We start from the raw sequence: 20251 nt of genomic DNA, 5'->3' as shown, positions 1-20251 counted from the left end.
TAAAGCATTACAACAAGCAAATCAATGCCAACGTCAATGCTACACTACCTGTAAGGAACCAAATGGCGTATTGTCTCACATCGCCACTCTGCCAAGGTCGGATGCTTTCGCCTGCCTCTTGTGTACCCCATGCCAAGAAGTTAAAGAAGCCATCAATGACATGACGGTCGAACCAAGCAATGGGACGGCTGACACAACGGAAGATAATTTTGTGTGTCACAAACTGCCAAACCTCGTCCATATAAAAACGTTTGTAAGCAGCGCGGTGCAAGGTTGGGAAAGTACTTGCCAACTTGTCTGCCACTGGCGTTTTCTCTCCTTTATACATAAAGGTGGCAAGACCGATGGCAAGCAATGCCAATACAGTACTGGTAATCGCCACTGACCAGTTGGTATGCGTATTAAACCCAATGCCGTTGGCAGACACCAGTTGTCCTGCACGTGTCCCCCAAAGGAAGACGGTACAAGTGATGAGCGACAAGAATATCAACGGAAAGGTCATCACCGCAGGAGCTTCGTGAGGCGCATGCACGTTGGGTTCGCCCTGATGCGACTCGTAATAGCTCTTACCCCAGAAGATAACGTAATACAAACGGAACATATAGAAGGCGGTCATCATAGCAATACCGCTCATCACCATTCCCATGACGGGATGGAAGTTGTAACAAGCCACCAATATCTCATCCTTTGAATAGAATCCTGAGAAAGGTGGAATGCCCGAAATAGCAAGACATGAAATCAAGAACGTAATGTGCGTGATGGGCATGTACTTGCGAAGTCCTCCCATATAATATTTCTCGTTGGAGTGTACGGCATGAATCACACATCCTGCACCCAAGAACAAACAAGCCTTGAACATGGCATGCGTAAACAGATGGAACATGCTTGCCATATATCCTAATCCTTGTACGTCGGCATATTCTTCGGTCATTGCTACTGCTCCTGTGGCAGGATCGGGCAAGCAAACGCCCAAAGCAACGAGCATAAAACCAATCTGCGAAATGGTTGAGAATGCCAAGACACGCTTGATGTCGCTCTGTGCACATGCTACGGCAGCCGCATAAAAGGCAGTAAAGGCTGCAATATAAGCAATCCAATGCAACTGTTCGGGCGCATATTCCACGAACAAGGGGAACATACTTGCCACCAAATACACACCTGCCACCACCATCGTTGCAGCGTGAATCAATGCCGAAACTGGAGTTGGACCTTCCATCGCATCGGGCAACCAAATGTGTAAAGGGAACATGGCTGATTTACCTGCACCACCAATAAACATCAGGAACAGAGCCAACGGCATCACCCAAGCGGCATGAGCAGCATGAGTTGCCAATTCTGGCGTAGCGGTTAAATCGTAATTGAATGTTCCTACATAGAAGCTATAAAACAAAATACCGATTAAAAAGAACAAATCGGCAAAGCGTGTTACAATGAAAGCTTTCTTTGAAGCAGCCACGGCTGTGTGCATGGGATAATAGAAACCAATGAGCAGGTAAGAGCTAACGCCCACCAATTCCCAAAACAAATACATCTGGAAGATATTGGTTGCTACTACCAAGCCCAACATTGACATGGTGAAGAGCGAAAGGAAAGCGTAATAACGCTGAAAACCTTTTTCTCCGTGCATATAGCCAAAGGAATAGATGTGCACCATGAAACTGACCGTAGAGATAACCACTAACATCATTACAGAAATAGGTGTCAACCTAAAACCGATGTTAAAGGTAAGCAGTTCAGTAAACTTCAACCACGTAATATTAAAAGGTGTAATGGTAGGATATAATCCGTCAACGCCACGCCCTACGCCTATAAAATATTCATAAGCGGTGTAGCAAGAGAGACAGAACACCGTACCAAGCACCACGGTGCCAATGAGTCCAGCCACCTTATGACTCATCTTCATACCCAACAGTCCAAGTATCAGGAAACTGAGTGCAGGTAGAAGAAGTATTAAATATACATAACTGTAATCCATCATCTTATAATTTCATATTTTCAATACTGTTCACCTGATCACTACCAAAGTTTCGGTAAACGTTTATAATAATGGCAATCGCCACCGCTGTCTCGGCAGCACTGATGCCAATGGAGAACAACGTGAAGAAAAAACCCTCCAACTGTTCGGGGAACAGGATGCGGTTAAACACGGCAAAGTTGATGTCTGCGGAGTTAAGAACCAACTCTACGGAGATTAACATTGCCAACAAATTACGACGGGTAACGAAGCCAAATACGCCAATAAAAAACAATAGCGCACTCAGACCTATCAAACATTCAACGGGTATCATTTATCATCCTCCTTTCTGGCAATTAACAAACCGCCAATGATACATGCCAACAAAAACACGGAAATGAGTTCAAAGGGCAAAACATACTGATATTTTTCAGAGCCTACCAATGCTTGGCCAATGACATTCATCGAGACTTCTGCATCGGCAACCTGCGTTGCTTGATGTATAAACTGGTTCTTCACCAAGACACCTATCACGGTAGCCAGTCCTATCAATGAGAGCAAAGCTCCCTGAAAGACGCGTGAACCTTTGAGATGTTCTACTAATCCTTGGAGCGTACGCTTAGATACCAACTGTATTGCAAAGATATAGAGTATCGTGATGCCCCCTGCATAAATAGCAATCTGTGCTGCTCCCAAATATGTATATCCTAAAAGGAAATAGATACCTGCAACACCAAATAAAACAAATATCAGAAAGGTAGCCGCCCGCATAATCCTTTTTGTTAGTACACACATGATGGCAGAGCCCAAGATGACGACTGCCAAAATGCAAAACATGATTAAATTAGCCATATACGTTACTACTTTTATTTGGTTTTGGTATTAAATTGTCCAATGGTCAGCGGTGCCCCACCGTCTATCAAGTCTGGCAAACTTCCGCCTTGATACACTTCCTTGTCAAGGTGCATGGTCAAGGAATCTCGCTCAAACACACTGTTTTCAAAGTCGTTGGTAAACTCAATGGCGTTGAAGTTACAAGAGTTGACACAGAGTTGGCAGAACATACAATCGCCTAATTTGTACTGATAGTCCACCAATTGTTTCTTTTTCCTGCCCGTTTCTTCATTGACAACCATTTCACTCTTAATGAGTATGGTCTCATTGGGACATGCTTTCTCGCACATAGTGCACGCTACACAGTTGTGAGTGCCGTCTTCGTTACGCTTAAACACTAAGCGTCCGCGATGACGTTGAGCCACATGCAGTGTCGTTTTGCGATTCTCTGGATATTGTTCGGTGCTCTTTGGGGTGAAGTATTCCTTCAAGGTAACCCTCAACCCCGTTACAAGCGACTTGACAGCATACCAGATTTCGCTAAAATATGATTGTTTATTTTCCATCTTACTGAATCTTCAAGAAATGAAACGATTTAACCGTGGATACCAAAAGCCACACAAATGGTCATCAGTATGAGATTTACCAATGCCAATGGCATGAGATACTTCCACTCTAAAGTTAAGATTTGGTCAATTCTCAAACGTGGGAACGTCCAGCGAATCCACATCAGAAGCCAAACTACAACAAAGGTCTTACCTAAGAACCACACAATGCCAGGAATATAATTCATCACAGCATCGAAGCCTTCGACTCCAATGTTGAAAGGTGCCCAACCGCCTAAGAACACGGCAGTGGCTAATCCTGCGATGACAAATAGGTTGAGGTATTCTGCCAAATAGTAGAAACCAAAACCCATTCCCGAATACTCTGTATGGTATCCAGCAGTCAACTCGCTCTCTGCCTCTGCCAAGTCGAACGGTCCACGGTTCGCTTCAGCGTTGCCAGCTACCAAGAACAACAAGAATGCAATGATCGCTGGAAGATGTCCTTTAATAATTAACCAGTTCCATGGTCCTGTCTGTGCTTCCACAATTCCGCTCATTTGCATCGTTCCCGTCAAGGCAACAGCCGCAATGAGAGTCAGTCCCAAGGTCATTTCATACGAAATCATCTGCACCGCTCCACGCATGGCAGACAGAACAGAATATTTGTTATTTGATCCCCATCCTGCCAAAAAGACGCCTAACACACCAATACTCGATATAGCAGACACCAAGAAGATGCCCACGTTAAAATCGAGAATGTGCGCTCCCTTATTCCAAGGAAGGAACGAGAAAGTACCCACCGAGGCAATCACGACAAAGAATGGCGCAATATAATACAAGAATTTGTCGGCTTTGTCAACGGCAAAGATTTCTTTAATGAGCATCTTAAACACGTCGGCAAACACCTGAAGCGTTCCCCAAAAGCCCACACGCATAGGCCCGAGACGACATTGGAAGTAAGCACACACCTTACGTTCCATGAATATCAACACTATCGCCAACAAGGCGTAGGCAGTGAGAATGGCGACACCAACGATAACACATTCAATGAATATCGTCCAAAAATCGTTCAAACCTAAGGTTTGTCGAAGCAGCGTGTCGAACCATGTGGTTACTATACTAAAATCAAACATGATCTATTTAAGTTATTTATATTGAACAAGTTGCGAACATTGAGCAAAGCATTGCTACAAGTTGTCAACTTATATACCTGCTATCTGTCAATATCTGGAATGACAAAGTCGAGCGCCGCACCTGCAGTAACAAGGTCAGCTATCTTTTGTCCTCGTAGCATCTCATCCATCGCAGCAACATGATTCAAGCCCATAGGACGGAATTTCAAGCGATAAGGCATCTTGTCTCCCTTGGAATCCAAGTAAACTCCTATTTCGCCACGCGAGCCTTCGCATGAGAAATACCATTGTCCTTCAGGCACTTTGATGATTGGCTTCTGTTTTACATAGAAGTCGCCTGCTGGAATATTATCAATAAGCTGTTCGATGATGCGAATGCTTTGCTTGATTTCCTCAATACGATTGAGGTATCTACCAAACGAATCGCAATGCTCGTTGAGAACTTCCTCAAACTCTACCTTGTCGTACATGGCATAAGGATGATTCTTGCGCACATCGTTTTTCCAGCCAGAAGCACGTCCAGAAGCACCTGTTACACCATAACTAATGATGTTTTCAAGATTCATGGGCGCAATTCCCTTGAAGCGTTGTTGCATAATGACGTTATCCCCAAACACATCCATGTACTCTTGTAACATGGGTTTGAGATAAGCACACAGTTTCTTGGTGTTCTCCACAAAGTTGGAATCAATATCATCTTGGCAACCGCCAATGCGGTAATAGTTTTGAATGAGTCGTCCACCCGTAGTCTCCTCCATGACGTTCAACACGTGTTCACGGTCGCGCATGCTGTACAAGAAGGCTGTCAAAGCACCCAAATCCTGTGCGCAACAACCCAAATATAGCAAGTGCGAGTCGATACGCTGCAACTCGTCCATGATGGTACGGATGTACTGTATGCGCTCGGTCAGTTCTATCTCCATCGCCTCTTCGATAACGCCCACCAACGCATGGCGGTTCATCATGGCACTGAGGTAGTCCATTCGGTCTGTCAACGCCAAGGTTTGAGGATAGGTGTACGCCTCGCACATCTTCTCCATTCCACGGTGGATATATCCCAAATGCGGATAAATTCGCTTCACGGTTTCACCGCTTAATACACTTTGCAAACGAAGTACACCGTGCGTACTGGGGTGTTGAGGACCGATGTTGATAACGAAATCGTTGTCTGTGAACAACGGAACGCGGGTCTCTACCAAGTTACCGTTCTTGTCGAGTGAGTATTGGAACGTGTAATCCAACTCCACATCCTCTTCCAAAGTGTACTGGTTGTTCTCGGGCGAGACATCGAAGTTCTTACGAAGTGGATAGCCCTTGAAATCATTGCGCAAATAAAGACGGCGCATATCCTTATGTCCCAAGAACTTAATACCTAAGAAGTCGTACACTTCACGCTCTAAAATATCGGCAGCCTTCCATAGGTTGGAAACAGTATCGAGTACATACTCCTCCCCTATTTGCTGCGCTATCGCCTTGACCGATGTACGCTCGTGAGTTAGTGTGTTTTCTAAAATATAAATACATCCTAACCCTTCTTCGCCAAAGTCTTCGCCAACAATGGTAACAAGGTAATCGAAATGCTTGTCGTTCTTCAGTTTCGACATCTCTTGTGCCAAGTTACTGAATGCAATTTCTATATTTTCTAATTTCATATCCGATATACCTTATTTAATGTTGATGTTCTAACTCTTCTTGAGGATGAAAGTCTTCGGGAACGTGAGTCACTACGATAGGCTTGTTTTCCTTCAGTTTTTGTTGGTACACCTCTGCGTTACTCAATCCGTGGTGGTGATCCTCTTGCTTATGATTGACACCTCCGAAGAATTTTTCTACTTTGATTTTGCGCTGCAACTGCATCATGCCATACATGATAGCCTCTGGGCGTGGCGGACATCCCGGTATAAAGACATCGACGGGAACAATCTCATCAATTCCTCTAACCACGTGATAACTGCTCTTAAACGGACCGCCAGAAATGGCACATCCTCCTACCGCAATAACGTATTTGGGTTCTGCCATTTCATCGTATAAACGCCTAAAAGCAGGTGCCATTTTGTTGGTAATGGTTCCAGCACACATAATCAGGTCGGCTTGTCGTGGAGAGTTACGTGTGACCTCAAATCCGAAACGAGCGAAATCGTAACGAGCGCATCCCACTGCCATAAACTCAATACCGCAACAGCTGGTAGCGAATGTCAAGCTCCAGAGCGAGTTGGCACGTCCCCAGTTAATCAATTGATCCAGCGATCCTGTGACAACATTCACGCCTCCTTCATGGAGTTCGTCAACAATGCGTTCCAACGATTCGTTGTCCTTAAACTCTTCGTAAGGAATACTCTTGATATACGGTTTCTTTATTTCCATTCCAAAGCTCCTTTCCGCCAAGCATAAGCCAAGCCTAAGACAAGTACCATGAGGAAGAAACCGATGCTAACCAATGCCATAGCTCCAAAATCTCGCACAACTACCGCCCATGGATAGAGCAGTACAGTCTCGATATCGAACATGAGGAAAAGGATAGCGAAGAGGTAATAACCAACGTGCATGGGAAGCCACGAAGAACCTCTCGTTGGGATACCACTCTCATAGGGTTCGCCTTTTACCGCATTATACGAGCGCGGACCAATCAACTTTGCAATGACATAAGCTGCCACTACCAAGGTTACGGCCGTCAACAAAACGGTAACGAATAAAGTAAAATTCATAAAATTATTATAATTATAATTGTTCTCGCTTTCTGTCGAAACACATACATTTTTACAAATGCGATGCAAAGTTAATCATTATTTTGAGATTTTTTACAAGATATGACAAAAAAAATAGGTTAAATTGCTAACTTCAGATTGCAAAATGAGATTCTCGAGTAATTATTTTATTTTCAAAGCTACAATGCACTTATTCAACTTCCACTAACGACATACAAATAAAAGTAAAAAGTTGATAGTATTTGAAGGCATATAATATTTGAAAATTCTTAACACAATACATTAGAAAACTCTCGGATTTTAGGGCAAAATCCTGGCGATATTTTCAATCAACCTCATGGTTGACGACAAATATGCGAATTTTACAAAATATTGATATAGATAGACTTACGAACCAGATAGCAGAAGGCATGGGGGCTAACTCCATGCTTTTGGCATCAAAATGGGCGAAATTGGCATCTTAGAACCATGCTACAAGGGAGCAAAAGCTATCTTTTAGCACGACTAAAGCATGCAGATAAGCTGATTAAAGCATAGGAATAAGGTGGTAACTCACTATTCTGACACCTTCAAAAAAACTAAAACAAAGAAAACTCGAGCTATTTTCTTAGGCTTATCTCAATGCTTTAACAGGGGAAAGATGTACTTGAAAACAAGAACAAAAGTTTACAAATATTTTCCTCTTCCCTTTTTGTAACAAATAAATTCAGAGCAAAATCACTACGCAGGAAATAAAGCAGGAGAATAAAAATGGAGGCAGCGAAAAAATATTCTGCCTCAAATAGTGTCAACAGATGTATGTAACAACCAAATCCCTTGTACCTCTATATTGGTGCTGGCCTGACTTCGTCACTCAAAAAACATGTATTTTATAACTGGTTGATAAACACTATTTTGTATCTTTGTGTCATCTAATATTGGGTGACACGAAAGATATTTTAACTATGTTTGTCCGCAAAAAGAAATATCCATCTGGCAATATCGGAGTTATCGTTGTTGAGAAAATTGGAGGCAAAATGAAGGAACTTGCCACAATTGGAGTAGCCTATAATGAAGGTGAGGTTGAAAATCTTGTCATTGAAGCAAAAGAATGGATTTCCAGAGAGAATTCACGCCGCCAGCCCCAGCTTGATCTATTCGGCGAGGAACGTGAGGCCTGTGACCATGAGCGTGAAGAAGTCCGCCGTGTCCTGTCCAATGTCAGCAATATCTTTCTCAACGGATGCGACTTGATATTAGACCGCACGTTTGACAGGATTGGTTTCAATCGGATTGACGATGATGTATTCCGCAAGCTTGTTAAGGCTCGTTTGGCATATCCAACAAGCAAAGCTGCCACGGTGGAATACCTTAAAAACCACTTTGACGAAGATATGGATCTCTCAAAAATCTATCGCTATCTTGACAAGCTTAGCGACCATCAGCACGAAATCGTACAGGACATAAGCGTGCAACATACAGCTAAACTGTTCGGTGGAAATATCGGTGTGTTATTCTATGATGTTACCACACTTTACTTTGAAGCGGATTATGAGGACGAATTACGCAAGACAGGTTTCTCGAAAGAGGGACGTCACAGTAATCCTCAAATCATACTTGGACTGCTTGTCAGCCTTGGTGGCTATCCGCTTGCCTATTGCATCCATGAAGGCAACAAATATGAGGGTCATACGATGCTGCCGACGATAAACGAGTTTGTAAGCAAATACGGATTGGAAAACTTCGTTGTAGTGGCAGATTCTGGTCTGATGAACAATGCCAACATAGCGGAACTTGAATCGCACGGCTACAAGTATATAATAGGTGCGAAGATAAAGAATGAAAGTCAAGAGGTCAAGAACTGGATACTGGAACAGCCCAAGCGCGACTGCCAGATGGTTGAATATGACAAAGGAGGCGGACGTCGTCTCTTGGTCGGCTATACAGATGACCGTGCTAAGAAAGATGCCTATAACCGGGAAAAGGGAATACGCAGGTTGGAAAAGGCTTACAAGCATGGTGCGCTCACGAAAGGCAACATCAACAAGAGAGGTTACAATAAGTTCTTATCCATGGATGGTGAAGTGAAAGTCGCCATCAATTATGACCGTGTTGCCGACGACTCCAAATGGGACGGCCTAAAGGGATATCTCACCAATACGGATATACCAATACAGGACATATACACGGCATATCACAACCTTTGGCATGTGGAACGAGCCTTCCGCATAGCCAAATCAAAGATAGAGATACGTCCCATGTTTCACTTTACGCGCAAACGAATCGAGGCTCATATATGCATCTGCTTCGTGGCTTTGAAAGTATACAAGGAATTGGAGCGTATGTTGAAAGTCTCAGAGATTAAGATGAGCATAGACAAGGTGCTTGCATTGGCAAAGACCATTACAACGATACAAATCAAGCTACCTCTGAACAAGGAGGTTTATACGCAGACTATGCTGATGGCAAGACATCAGAGAATAGCTAAACTCTTTGACGAAGATTTTTGGGTGACACGATGACGAAGTCAGGAAAATGGAGGCAGCGAAAAAATATTCTGCCTCAAATAGTGTCAACAGATGTATGTAACAACCAAATCCCTTGTACCTCTATATTGGTGCTGGCATCGGTTCCTCTTTTAGATTTAATAAAGAATTTACCGAAAAGATTAAGCACATTGCTTGCTTTAACATGTGTTCCTTTGCCTGCAAAATAAATATTTCCTAACTACACAAGTATCAAGAATGAACCAATTCCCATTTGACACAAAAAGTGGAGCTTTGATATGATATCAGCTCCACTCCACCGACCTCCGTTAAACCCTATTGAAGAATAAGGTCAGTTTGTATCTCGCTTGACATTTTAGAATACTCTTCGTAACTATTAAAGAGTATGAAAATAAATTTCCTAAAAACCACTATTCACAATTTGTCATAACGAGATGATATGTTATTAATAGGATTACACGAATCTTTTAAAATTGTTTTTTATGCGTTTTGCAAAGTAGTTTATTCGTAACTATCGGCTAACAGGAAAACAACTTGCATGAGAATATAACTCACTTTGCAAATATATAGAATATTATCATACACGTCAATAGTTTTAAGATTTATTAAGACATCCCAACGCACCACGCCCGTGTATGATGTCGTTCAAAGAACCAACAATTTACTTGGAATGCCTACAACACCCCAAGGGTGAACGCTATATAGACGAGTACAGCTAATAAAATCAAGGATATGATAGTTTTGATTAAGCAACTGGTCACTTTTTTAATAAAAAAGATGGCCAAAGCGATGGCAACTATGCAAAAGATATACAAAGAAAAGTTTGAACTCATTGAATCAATTACGCTAAAAACATGTTCATACTTACGTTTGCTACAAAATTTTCAAACATCAAATACTCATTCGTTTATTTAAACAACTTCCTGAAAGCAGGAGGAATCTGCGTTTCAAATTCCATTGGCCGACGAGTTACTGGATGGGTAAAACAGAGCATGTAGGCATGCAGACAAAGCCGATCAAGGGGATTGTCACCATTGCCATACTTGAGATCTCCACACACAGGATGCCCTATATCGGCAGAATGGACGCGTATCTGATTCTTTCGTCCCGTTTCCAAGCGATACTCTACCAGCGAATGTTCGGTGGTTCGATCTAAGGTATGAAAATGGGTAATGGCAAACTTTCCGCCATTATCTACCGGACTTGAATAGGTAACGTAGGCCTTGTTGTCTTTCAACCAACTCGTAATGACCCCTTCGTCGACTTCCATTTCGCCGGACACCACCGCCACATAACGGCGATCGTACACAATGTCGTGCCAGTTGTGTTCCAGCTCTTGTTCTGTCGCCATATCCTTGGCGTAAATCATCAGACCACTGGTTTCTCGATCCAACCGATGCACAACGTGTGCCGTGCATTTCTGTTTACTGGTTCTAAAATAATCATCAAGAACCCTTTTCACGTTTAATGAAGAATGACCCGCAGCCATGGACAGGATTCCAACGTGCTTTTCAATCACAACCAAATAACGATCTTCGTAGACAATCTTCAAATAGCGGTTTTTGAAGTTGGTGTTTTTTTTAGACTTGCTCACCGCAATTTTCATTCCCGCCTCAAGCGGAAAGTCAAACTGCGTGATGCACTTGCCATTCACGATGATGCCTTTTCCAGCCAACGTCGCTTTGATTTTACTCTTGCTAAGGTTGGTGACATGATTCAGCAACCAGTTTAACAGCGTGTCGGCTTGCGCCACCTCATAGCGGTCATAATCGCCTTTCATCTTATTGATATCCATCCAGTCTGCTCTTCACTCGCACGTGCGAAAGTCTTGTCATTTATCTTGAATGCTTTCAGTCAGAGACGTTTCCTCCTCCATCCCTATCTAATGGCATTCAAATCATTCATCCAACAATCCAGCTGTACCTTAAATTCTTATCTCTTTCAAGATGTCAGCCATCTTTTCTTTGGTTTTAATCGTTGTGGGTACCAATGGCAAACGCAACACATTCTCAATGTACCCCATGTCGTTGAGCAAAGCCTTGACGCCAGCAGGGTTACCGTCAACGAACAAAAGACTATATAGCTCGGTAAACATGTGGTGTATTCTCCGGGCAGCTTCGTATTCGCCCTGGAACTCAAGTCTAATCATTCTGGAAAATTCTCTGGGTAAAGCATTGCCAATAACTGATATCACACCGGCCGCACCACTGGCTATCATGGAGAACGTCAGCGCATCGTCCCCACTGATAATGTCAAACCTATCGGGTTTACCCTTAATGATTTCGTCCACCTGCTCAAGGCTTCCAGCTGCCTCTTTAATGCCTACGATGTTTTCACAGTCATGAGCCAACCGAACCGTTGTTTCGGCTTTCATATTGACACCCGTACGCCCTGGCACATTGTACATCACGACTGGAAGCGGACTGGCTGAAGCTATGGCCTTGAAATGTTGATACAATCCCTCTTGAGAGGGTTTGTTATAATAGGGACAGATACTCAAGATGCCGTCGATTCCAGTCCAGTCTGTGGCTTTCATCTCTTCAATCACTGCTGCCGTATTGTTGCCTCCACAATACTTTAAGATTGGAACCAGCCCCTTGTTCTCCTCTTTAACCAACTCTGTGATCTTGTTTTTCTCATCCAATGTCAGACACGGTGTCTCACCGGTTGTCGCCAAGATGCATAGAAAATCAACACCACTATCCAATTGATAACGAATCAGTCGCTTCAACGCTGGATAATCTACTGCGCCATCCAACGTAAAAGGGGTCACTACTGCCACACCAAGTCCTCGAAAAATGTGATATCTCATAAATGCCTTTTAATCTTACGATTTAATTGCAAATATAGTACTTTTAGCCGATAAAGCTAATCAAACGACAGAAAAAAAACATTTTATTTACGACTTACTACCCAGGAACAAGAACACCATGCTCAACAACACCAAAGCCAAGTCGACCGCTTTTCCCTTGAGATTCTTCTCATGAAAGACAAAGGCTCCAAATAAGAAACTCACCAATACACTGCCTCTTCGCACCATGGAAACGATGGATATCAAGGCCTCTGGCTTACTCAAGGCATAGAAATAGACAAAATCGGCCATGCAAAGAAAAACACTGATGCCCACTATCGACCACGACCAATGAAAAGATGTGGTATGATGATGGGTGGGATACCATATCAGTAACAAGACCACTCCCATCATGAAACACTGGTAAATATTATACCAACCCTGTACCATCATTTTGTCCAACCCTACTCCCCCAGCTGTTACCGGAGCCATGAGATACTTGTCGTACAAGCCACTCACTGCTCCCAACAGTGCAGCAAGCACCAGAAGGAACAACCAGCGATTGTGCTTAAAATCTATTCCCTCTTTCTTGCCCGACCTACTCAGCAGGTAGAACGACGTAATGGCCAGCAGAACGCCAATCCATTGATATAGGTTCAGCTCCTCACCAAACACCAGCATGGCACCGACAAGTACCATCACGGGACGTGTAGCATTAATGGGACCAACAATGGTAAGCGGAAGATGCTTCATGGCAAAATAGCCACATATCCAAGAAGACAGTACGATACAACTCTTCAGTAGGATGTATCGGTGGACTTCCCATCCTCCAGAGGAAACATGGAAGATGGTGTTGTCCAACACACCTGTCGTTGCAGACAGGATGATAAATGGCAAAAAAATGCACGAACAGAATAGTGTATTCAGAAATAATACGGGGATGACGGAATTGCCTGACAAGGCTTTTTTCTTGAAAACATCATAAAAGCCCAGCAGTACCGCTGACAAGAAGGCAAGCAACAACCACTCCATCAGTACTCAACGTCATCTAAAAACAACGCATTGGCAGGCATGCTTTCGCCTGCTTTGGTGCGGTTTCCACTCCGTACAACGGCATCAAACTCATCGAGGGTCATGCGATGTCGGCCCACTTCTATCAAAGTACCAACCACAGCACGTACCATATTGCGCAAAAAGCGATTGGCTTTGATGACAAAGTACCAAGCATCTTCGCCAACTTCCACCCATTCAGCCTGCACCACATGACACAACGTTGTCTTTACATCCGTGTTGCTTTTGCAGAAAGCACCAAAATCTTCAACCTTCAGCAGATGCGACGCTGCTTCGTTCATCAATGAAAAGTCGAGCTGATAAGGCAACTGACACGAATAATGGCGCAGAAATGGATTCTTCGACAGGTGTATATAATAATGGTAGGTGCGCCATTTGGCACTGAAGCGGGCATGCATATCCTCACTGACGAGATAAACGTTCAATACCGAAATGTCCCGCGGCAGCAGACGATTGAGCTTATAGGTGAATTGTTTGGTGTCTATCTCAGCATGAAAATCAAAATGTGCAAACATCTTCCGAGCATGCACACCGGCATCTGTCCGGCCGGCCCCTACGGTCACGATGGGCTCTCTAAGAATAACAGACATGGCCTGTTGCAACTCAGCCTGCACCGAATGCCCGTTGGGTTGCACCTGCCATCCATGATAAGCTGTTCCGTCATAGCGGAAACAAATGAAATACCGATGCATGAAAAGGTTACTTTTTAACTTTTTGTTGCTGCTGTCGACACATAGCCACCCGCCTCATCATTTGGCGATGAAACTTCTCTTCGGCACGGATAATCTTAAACACTTTGCAGGCAGGCAGAATGGTCAAAAACTGAAGATGATACTGCTGCTGTATCTCTTTTATTTTCAATTCGCTTGCCGCATGTTTGCGAATAGCTTCTTCACAGGCCTTTTCATCCGTGACGTTCAGGTGCCTAAAGCGACGACCTTCCGCAAAATAGGTCATCTGTTTCTTTCTCATGTCCCGATACACGGGGAAAAACGTAGCCGATTCTTGCGGGGTCAGTCCGGCTTCTGTAGTGATGAACTGTTCCAGCTCGGCTTGAAATTTCTGAGGATTAAATCGCCTTTGCCCACGTTGTGGTTGAGCTGTCGCGGAAGATACCAACAAACAGAAGGTGATAAAAATAACGGATAAAACGTGTTTCATGTTCAGCTCCTTTCTTATTCATCAGCTAATATTGCGTAGATGTCGCCATTGTCAATCATCGAGTAAAAAGCAGTTTCTTCAACAGAGCCATCACTCATGCTGCTTTCTGTTTGCTGATCTGTGGTGAACTCTTGTTCCTGTTGGCCTGCAAAAGGCTTTTCGAAATAAATAGTAGCCGTCAATGCAACAGCCAAAACGCTGGCTGCAGCAATCATTGCCGGACGCATTCTGAACCAAACGGTGTGTTGTGTCTTCACGGTTTTGGCTGCTTGGTCAGGCAACTGAGCCATGAATTGATCGGCAAAGTTATCCAAATAACCCTGTGGAGCCTTGAAAGGTTGTTCCTTTCCAAATCGGTTCTCTATGTATTTGTCTTCTTTTACCATAATTATTATCTTTATTAATATGACGCAAAATTCACCAAAAGGTTTAATCCAGATCCTGGAAATAGGCTGTTATTTTCTTGACTGCCAAATGATAACTGGCTTTTAGCGCACCTTCGCTCGTGTTGAGAAGTGGGCTCATCTCGGCATATTTCATTTCCTCATAGTAGCGCAAGTTGAACACCACACGCTGCACTTCCGGCAGCTGGGCTATGGCTTCTTGCAACTGCGCTTGTGTCTCATCTCCGTCAAAGTAGTCATCGGCCATCAGCATGTTGGCCACCGAAGGGTCGTCATCCGCACTGACCGCCCTGTTGTTGCTTTTCTTTCTCAAGAAGTCCAACGCCTCATTGATGGCAATGCGGTAGATCCAAGTTGATATTTTTGATTTGTTTTGAAAATCATCCAAATTGTTCCAAGCCTTGAGAAAGGCATTCTGCAACACGTCATTGGCATCTTCATGGGTCAGAACGATACGACGAATCTTCCAATACAGCGGTTTACTATATTGGTGAACAACCTGTGAGAAGGCCTGGCGTTGTGTTTCCTTTTTGGCCAAGCGATCGGCTATATTCTGTTCATCGTATGGTCTATCCATTCGCACTTATGGCAAGTAATTGAGGAGTTGGTGGTATATCACCGAATCGAATCCATAGACATCGGGATATAATGTCATCACATGGTTCTCGTTTGGGTACAAAGTATAATAGGTGATGAACAGAGGAACCGTCGGTTTTACTTGAACTGACTTAATCAACTTGGCCCTGTCCAGTCTGTCGGCCTCCACTAATTGTTTCTTGTCTGATGATGGATTGTCATCCATATAGGTGGGATGAATGTCTGCTTCCATCGAATATCTGATTCTTTCTATCGTCTTTTCGTCCTTATCATCCAATAAGAACACAGCAAAATCGAATGGCTTTTCGAGTCGAATACAGCCATGCGAAACTCCTCGGTATTCTCTTTCGAAGACTCCCTTCGATGACGTATCGTGCAGATAGATAGCGAATTTGTTCTTAAAGCGGAACACGATGCGCCCCATGGCATTGCCCTTTCCACCTTCTTGTATGACAAAATAGTTGCCACTTTTCAGCATGTCGGCAGACACCTGCGTGACATCCATTCGTTTTCCGGTCTTTCGTTCGCGAATGAAATATCGCCGAGCGTCAAAATAATCTTTATTTCCCGCTTGTGGAACCACGCTTTTTTCGATGATGCTTCTGGGCATGACCCACTGTGGGTTGACGTCCATACGCATGATTCTACTGGTTATCAGTGGTGTCTTCGTACTCAAAGCACCCATACCAACGCGCATAATCAGCGTACTGTCATGATCTCTTGCCATGAGATGCATGGAAGGTAAATTGATGACGACGTACTTTTCATGCTTGTCAGGCTCGTCATCCAGTCGCCACCTGGCACGCTCCAAATTGCAAATCACCTTGCGCCTGGCCGCTGTACCTACAGCTTTGGGCAACCGTTGTTTCAAATCATCGTACAACTTTCCATGCGGTTGAATGGCTTGTAGGTAGATGCCCACGCTGTCGTGCCGTATCTTCTGCAAGGCCTCGGTCCAAAAGTTTTTGGTGGGTCGCTGCATGGGAAGATCAAAAAGTTCACGATAACCCACATTGATAGAATCGCGCTTTCTAACATCCAGCTTGTTAAACAGAGCAAATGGGTTGGTATACCCAAACTGTTGACCATTGACATAGCGTAGATAAGCTTTGGTGAGATGATATTCCAATCGAGCCATCACATGGCTGATGGTGTTGCTGGCTGTATCAAAGTCGAGTGTGCGCAACCGTTTCAAATCGTTCTCAATATCCTTGACATAGAACTTTTTAGGTGAAAACCCAACCTGATCAACGGTACGCAGATACGCCAATAACGTGTCTGCACGCGCATCAACACCCAGCCTGTCTATCCACAAGAAGCTACCATGCTGACCATAATAACTTCGGGTTCGATAATCGGGCTGCATGGAGTCGACATCGGCTTTCATCAACCGATCAAGGTGCTGACGTATTTTACCAGGATGAATGGCATAAGATGACGTTCTCAAATTGGAAAACGCCTCTAATTGAAGTGCTTGGTTCGGATTCAACTCCTTCTTCTTGCATGAACACAACTGGAAGATAAGAAGAAAGAGAAGTGAAAATTTGAAGAAGACTTTCAAAGTCTAACTATCTGATAGAAATCTTTCTAACCGTTTTACCTACCTTAACAATGTAACAACCCTTGGGTACATTGAGTTCGTATCGCTTGTCCTGACTGTCAACCTTGACACTCATTAAGCAAACTCCCGTTACATTATATACTTGCAATACTTGTCCATTAGCACCACTGACATGCAAAACAGAGCCTGAGACAGAAATGGAAACACTCTGAATATCATTCTCGATGATTTCCATTGACTGACCAGCTTGCATGGACAAAGGATGCGCCATGAACAATGCTGCAGCGAATGCTATAGAAAGTATTTTTTTTACCATATTATGTCTACCATTTGTGTTCACTTCAAGGCAAAGATAGTTATTTATAGGTAATATTCAAGGATGAGCCTTAAATATTATTGTGCATTTAACTCTATTTAACATCGAAAATCATTTCTTCGGCTGTCAAAAAGCTGTTTGGAAATATTTTCTGTGCTTCTCGCAGAATCACGCTCTCATCATCATATCGCGCACTATAATGCCCCAACAGCAGTTTTCCCACTCCCGCATCAAGAGCCACCTGGGCAGCCTGTGCCGCCGTGCTGTGATAATACAGTTTGGCGCGGGCTTCATGTTCCGAATCGTAGGTCGACTCATGGTACAACACATCCACGCCCTTTACCAGCTGGTGGAGCGTAGGGATATATCGCGTGTCACTGCAATAGGCATAGCTACGCGGTGCCTCAGCCGGATAGGTCAGTCGACTGTTTTCCACCAATTCGCCCTCCTCCGTAGTCCAATCGGCACCATTCTTGATGTTGTTGATTTGCGAAATGGGGATTTGATAGCAATCAATCATATCCCGACGGATGTGCGGCAAGAGTGGTTTTTCCCTAAACAGGAACCCACAACAGGGCACTCGATGCTCCAAAGGAATGGATGCTACCGTCAAACTTTTATCCTCATAAATCACCTGATGCTTGGTTGTGTCAACAGCATGGAAGACCACTTCAAATTCAAGACCCTTGCAAAACATGTCTATTTGCATCTGAAGCATCCGCTCAAACTCGCCTGACGCATAAACATGCAGTGTAGCCGTACGCCCCAGCATGCCGAAAGTGGAAATCATACCGATAAGTCCCAGACAATGATCGCCGTGCAGGTGACTGATAAACACCGCTTGAATACGGGTGAAACTCACCCTGGAACGGCGCAACTGCACTTGCGTACCTTCGCCACAGTCGACCATGAAAAGCTTTCCGCGTATGTCGACCACTTGCGAAGAAGCGTTGTGTTTGAGCGTAGGCAAGGCACTGCCACAACCTAAAATATGTATTTTAAAAGGTTCCAATGCCTTCGATTATTGCTGTCTTCTGTAGGCAAAGATGCCCTCGTTGTTCTCCAGATAGAGGCTGTCGGCTCCCAAGGTGTTCACGCTGAAGGTGTCTTTATTCAGCAACAACTTACCGTTGAGAATCTTCCAGGATGTCCATGGATTGCTTTCTGCCTTGACGAACGACTGCACCGCACCGCCCTCTTGTATCTCAAAGTTCTTGTCCAGGCTCGACCACTTGCCTAAGAGCGTGGTGAGATTGATGACTTTCTGAGCCACTCTTTCACCGTTGGACTGAACACCTACGATGGCTAGTCGGTCACCTACCATCAAACCTCCCTGAACATCAGAGATGACGTCGCCATCTGAGTTCAACATATACATCAGCGTATCGCCAGCATCTGATATAATCTGCAGCGTATGCATCGCCGTACCGTCCCCGCAAACGCCATAAACAGTAGAATCGTTATTAGTTTCTTCCACGGAGGCTGCGTCTTTATCTGCAACTTGCTTGGGCTTACGGTCAACACATCCCATCACTAAAAATGTGGTCAAAACAACAACCACTAAGCCTTTCATACTCTTTTTCATGATAATCTGTTTTAATATTTTCTATTTCTTTGATTTCCAACCTGTTGTACGAATCAACAAAGAAGTGTTTTCTTCGACATTGCAATTCCTATGCTATTGGCCACTAAACTCAATGACTTTGAAGGCCAAACTCAATGACTTTGGAGTGCAAACTCAATGACTTTGGAGTGCAAACTCAATGACTTTCATTTGCAGCCGCATCGCATGCATTATTATTGGTCGCATGGGTTGCCTTCCTTTCCATCATCTTTGCTTCCACCCATAGTTTATCCATTTCCTCCAACGTCATATCAGTCAGTAGCTTTCCTTTCTTTAACGTTTGCTGTTCTACATAGTTGAAACGACGAATAAACTTCTGGTTAGTCATCTCCAAAGCGTTCTCTGGATTCAGATGATACAAGCGTGCGGCGTTGATGACGGAGAAGAGAAAATCACCGAGTTCACTCGTTGCTTTCTCTTGACTAAGCTGATTCAATTCCACCTCCAACTCCTTCAACTCCTCACGCACCTTATCCCATACGTCTTCACGCTGTTTCCAGTCGAACCCTACGTTGCGGGCTTTGTCCTGAATGCGGTAAGCCTTGATGAGTGATGGCAGTGAATCAGGCACACCCGAGAGCACTGTTTTGTTTCCATCTTTCTCCTTTTGCTTAATCTGCTCCCAGGTTTGTTCCACCTGTTGCTCCGTTTTGGGGTTGTCGGTCAACGTGTTACCTTCGGCCGTTTTTCCCTGTTTGGGATCACCCTCCCATCCTGTCCAGTCGATAAACGGATGGCGAAACATCAGCTTGTCGGCCTGCTTGTTGCATACATCTGCCAAATCGAAGTCGCGCGTCTCCTCTCCTAAGATGGAATAGAACAGCACATGCTCCATGACATCGCCCAACTCCTTGCAAATGTTTTTCTTATCGTCGTTCAAAAGCGCGTCGCAAAGTTCGTAAACCTCTTCAATCGTATTGGGTCTGAGGCTCTCATTGGTCTGCTTTCTGTCCCAAGGACACTCTTTTCGCAATCGCTCTTGGACATCGAGCAAACGACTAAAAGCCGCCAGCTTTTCTTCTTTCGTGTGCATATAGGTGTATTTTATTACGGCAAAAGTAATCAT

Annotated in this window: 21 protein-coding genes; 1 reads left to right on the top strand and 20 read right to left on the bottom strand. The window is 44.0% G+C overall.

From position 1 onward, the window contains the following. Window positions 1-7 precede the first annotated feature (7 nt). From NQ518_RS02155 to NQ518_RS02120, 8 genes are all read right to left on the bottom strand, one after another. Window positions 8-1975, bottom strand: coding sequence for an NADH-quinone oxidoreductase subunit 5 family protein (locus tag NQ518_RS02155; RefSeq protein ID WP_025071551.1), 1968 nt, complete (start codon window positions 1973-1975; stop codon window positions 8-10). 4 nt (window positions 1976-1979) lie between these two features. Continuing rightward, window positions 1980-2288 carry an NADH-quinone oxidoreductase subunit NuoK gene (gene nuoK, locus NQ518_RS02150; RefSeq protein ID WP_004348632.1) on the bottom strand — a complete coding sequence of 103 codons (309 nt, stop codon included), beginning with the start codon at window positions 2286-2288 and terminating at the stop codon, window positions 1980-1982. After that, window positions 2285-2806 (bottom strand): NADH-quinone oxidoreductase subunit J family protein, encoded by a 522-nt coding sequence (locus NQ518_RS02145; protein WP_227960987.1) that lies wholly within the window; start codon window positions 2804-2806, stop codon window positions 2285-2287. Before NQ518_RS02145 ends, nuoK begins: the two co-directional genes overlap by 4 nt. 14 nt (window positions 2807-2820) lie before the next feature. Beyond that, a complete protein-coding gene (locus NQ518_RS02140) occupies window positions 2821-3354 on the bottom strand; it encodes a 4Fe-4S dicluster domain-containing protein (RefSeq protein WP_227960989.1) in 534 nt (177 codons plus the stop codon). Window positions 3355-3383: 29 nt separating this feature from the next. Then, a complete protein-coding gene (gene nuoH, locus NQ518_RS02135) occupies window positions 3384-4469 on the bottom strand; it encodes an NADH-quinone oxidoreductase subunit NuoH (RefSeq protein WP_227960991.1) in 1086 nt (361 codons plus the stop codon). Window positions 4470-4549: 80 nt separating this feature from the next. Next, window positions 4550-6121, bottom strand: a complete 1572-nt coding sequence (locus tag NQ518_RS02130; protein ID WP_227960992.1) for an NADH-quinone oxidoreductase subunit D-related protein — start codon at window positions 6119-6121, stop codon at window positions 4550-4552. A gap of 16 nt (window positions 6122-6137) precedes the next feature. Continuing rightward, entirely contained in the window at window positions 6138-6833 is a 696-nt protein-coding gene (locus NQ518_RS02125) for an NADH-quinone oxidoreductase subunit B (RefSeq protein ID WP_227960994.1), read from the bottom strand. Next, window positions 6824-7174, bottom strand: coding sequence for an NADH-quinone oxidoreductase subunit A (locus tag NQ518_RS02120; protein ID WP_025071546.1), 351 nt, complete (start codon window positions 7172-7174; stop codon window positions 6824-6826). The genes NQ518_RS02125 and NQ518_RS02120 overlap by 10 nt, the downstream gene beginning before the upstream one ends. A 944-nt stretch (window positions 7175-8118) precedes the next feature. Between NQ518_RS02120 and NQ518_RS02115 the strand changes: the two genes are divergently transcribed. Then, on the top strand, window positions 8119-9675 hold the full coding sequence (locus NQ518_RS02115) for an IS1634 family transposase (protein ID WP_227960864.1): 1557 nt from the start codon (window positions 8119-8121) through the stop codon (window positions 9673-9675). 892 nt (window positions 9676-10567) lie between these two features. On the opposite strand, the gene NQ518_RS02110 is transcribed toward NQ518_RS02115, so the two are convergent. From NQ518_RS02110 to mazG, 12 genes are all read right to left on the bottom strand, one after another. Continuing rightward, window positions 10568-11455 (bottom strand): RluA family pseudouridine synthase, encoded by an 888-nt coding sequence (locus NQ518_RS02110; RefSeq protein ID WP_227960996.1) that lies wholly within the window; start codon window positions 11453-11455, stop codon window positions 10568-10570. Window positions 11456-11584: 129 nt separating this feature from the next. After that, complete coding sequence (gene dapA, locus NQ518_RS02105; protein WP_227204990.1) at window positions 11585-12472, bottom strand: 4-hydroxy-tetrahydrodipicolinate synthase; 888 nt, start codon at window positions 12470-12472, stop codon at window positions 11585-11587. Between the two features lie 87 nt (window positions 12473-12559). Further along, complete coding sequence (locus NQ518_RS02100; RefSeq protein ID WP_227204988.1) at window positions 12560-13483, bottom strand: DMT family transporter; 924 nt, start codon at window positions 13481-13483, stop codon at window positions 12560-12562. Beyond that, window positions 13483-14214 carry a tRNA pseudouridine(38-40) synthase TruA gene (gene truA / locus NQ518_RS02095; RefSeq protein WP_227204986.1) on the bottom strand — a complete coding sequence of 244 codons (732 nt, stop codon included), beginning with the start codon at window positions 14212-14214 and terminating at the stop codon, window positions 13483-13485. The genes NQ518_RS02100 and truA overlap by 1 nt, the downstream gene beginning before the upstream one ends. Window positions 14215-14221: 7 nt before the next feature. Then, window positions 14222-14683: a hypothetical protein gene (locus NQ518_RS02090; RefSeq protein ID WP_227204984.1), complete on the bottom strand. Its 462-nt coding sequence runs from the start codon at window positions 14681-14683 to the stop codon at window positions 14222-14224. A gap of 14 nt (window positions 14684-14697) precedes the next feature. Next, window positions 14698-15069, bottom strand: coding sequence for a hypothetical protein (locus NQ518_RS02085; protein ID WP_227204982.1), 372 nt, complete (start codon window positions 15067-15069; stop codon window positions 14698-14700). A gap of 43 nt (window positions 15070-15112) precedes the next feature. After that, on the bottom strand, window positions 15113-15664 hold the full coding sequence (locus NQ518_RS02080; RefSeq protein WP_227204980.1) for an RNA polymerase sigma factor: 552 nt from the start codon (window positions 15662-15664) through the stop codon (window positions 15113-15115). A gap of 6 nt (window positions 15665-15670) precedes the next feature. After that, window positions 15671-17131: a L,D-transpeptidase family protein gene (locus NQ518_RS02075; protein WP_309565674.1), complete on the bottom strand. Its 1461-nt coding sequence runs from the start codon at window positions 17129-17131 to the stop codon at window positions 15671-15673. Window positions 17132-17252: 121 nt separating this feature from the next. Continuing rightward, window positions 17253-17561, bottom strand: a complete 309-nt coding sequence (locus NQ518_RS02070) for a T9SS type A sorting domain-containing protein (RefSeq protein WP_227204978.1) — start codon at window positions 17559-17561, stop codon at window positions 17253-17255. Between the two features lie 94 nt (window positions 17562-17655). Beyond that, the gene (locus tag NQ518_RS02065) at window positions 17656-18573 is read right to left on the bottom strand and encodes a ribonuclease Z (RefSeq protein ID WP_227204976.1); all 918 of its coding nucleotides are present in this window, start codon (window positions 18571-18573) and stop codon (window positions 17656-17658) included. A gap of 9 nt (window positions 18574-18582) precedes the next feature. Beyond that, on the bottom strand, window positions 18583-19146 hold the full coding sequence (locus tag NQ518_RS02060) for a lipocalin family protein (protein WP_227204974.1): 564 nt from the start codon (window positions 19144-19146) through the stop codon (window positions 18583-18585). Between the two features lie 175 nt (window positions 19147-19321). After that, a complete protein-coding gene (gene mazG, locus NQ518_RS02055; protein WP_227204972.1) occupies window positions 19322-20218 on the bottom strand; it encodes a nucleoside triphosphate pyrophosphohydrolase in 897 nt (298 codons plus the stop codon). Window positions 20219-20251 lie beyond the last annotated feature (33 nt).

This window comes from Hoylesella buccalis ATCC 35310 (assembly GCF_025151385.1).
Classification (GTDB): Bacteria; Bacteroidota; Bacteroidia; order Bacteroidales; family Bacteroidaceae; genus Prevotella; species Prevotella buccalis.
The sequence above is the reverse complement of the archived record's forward strand: the minus strand, read 5'-3'. Positions and strand labels throughout refer to the sequence as shown.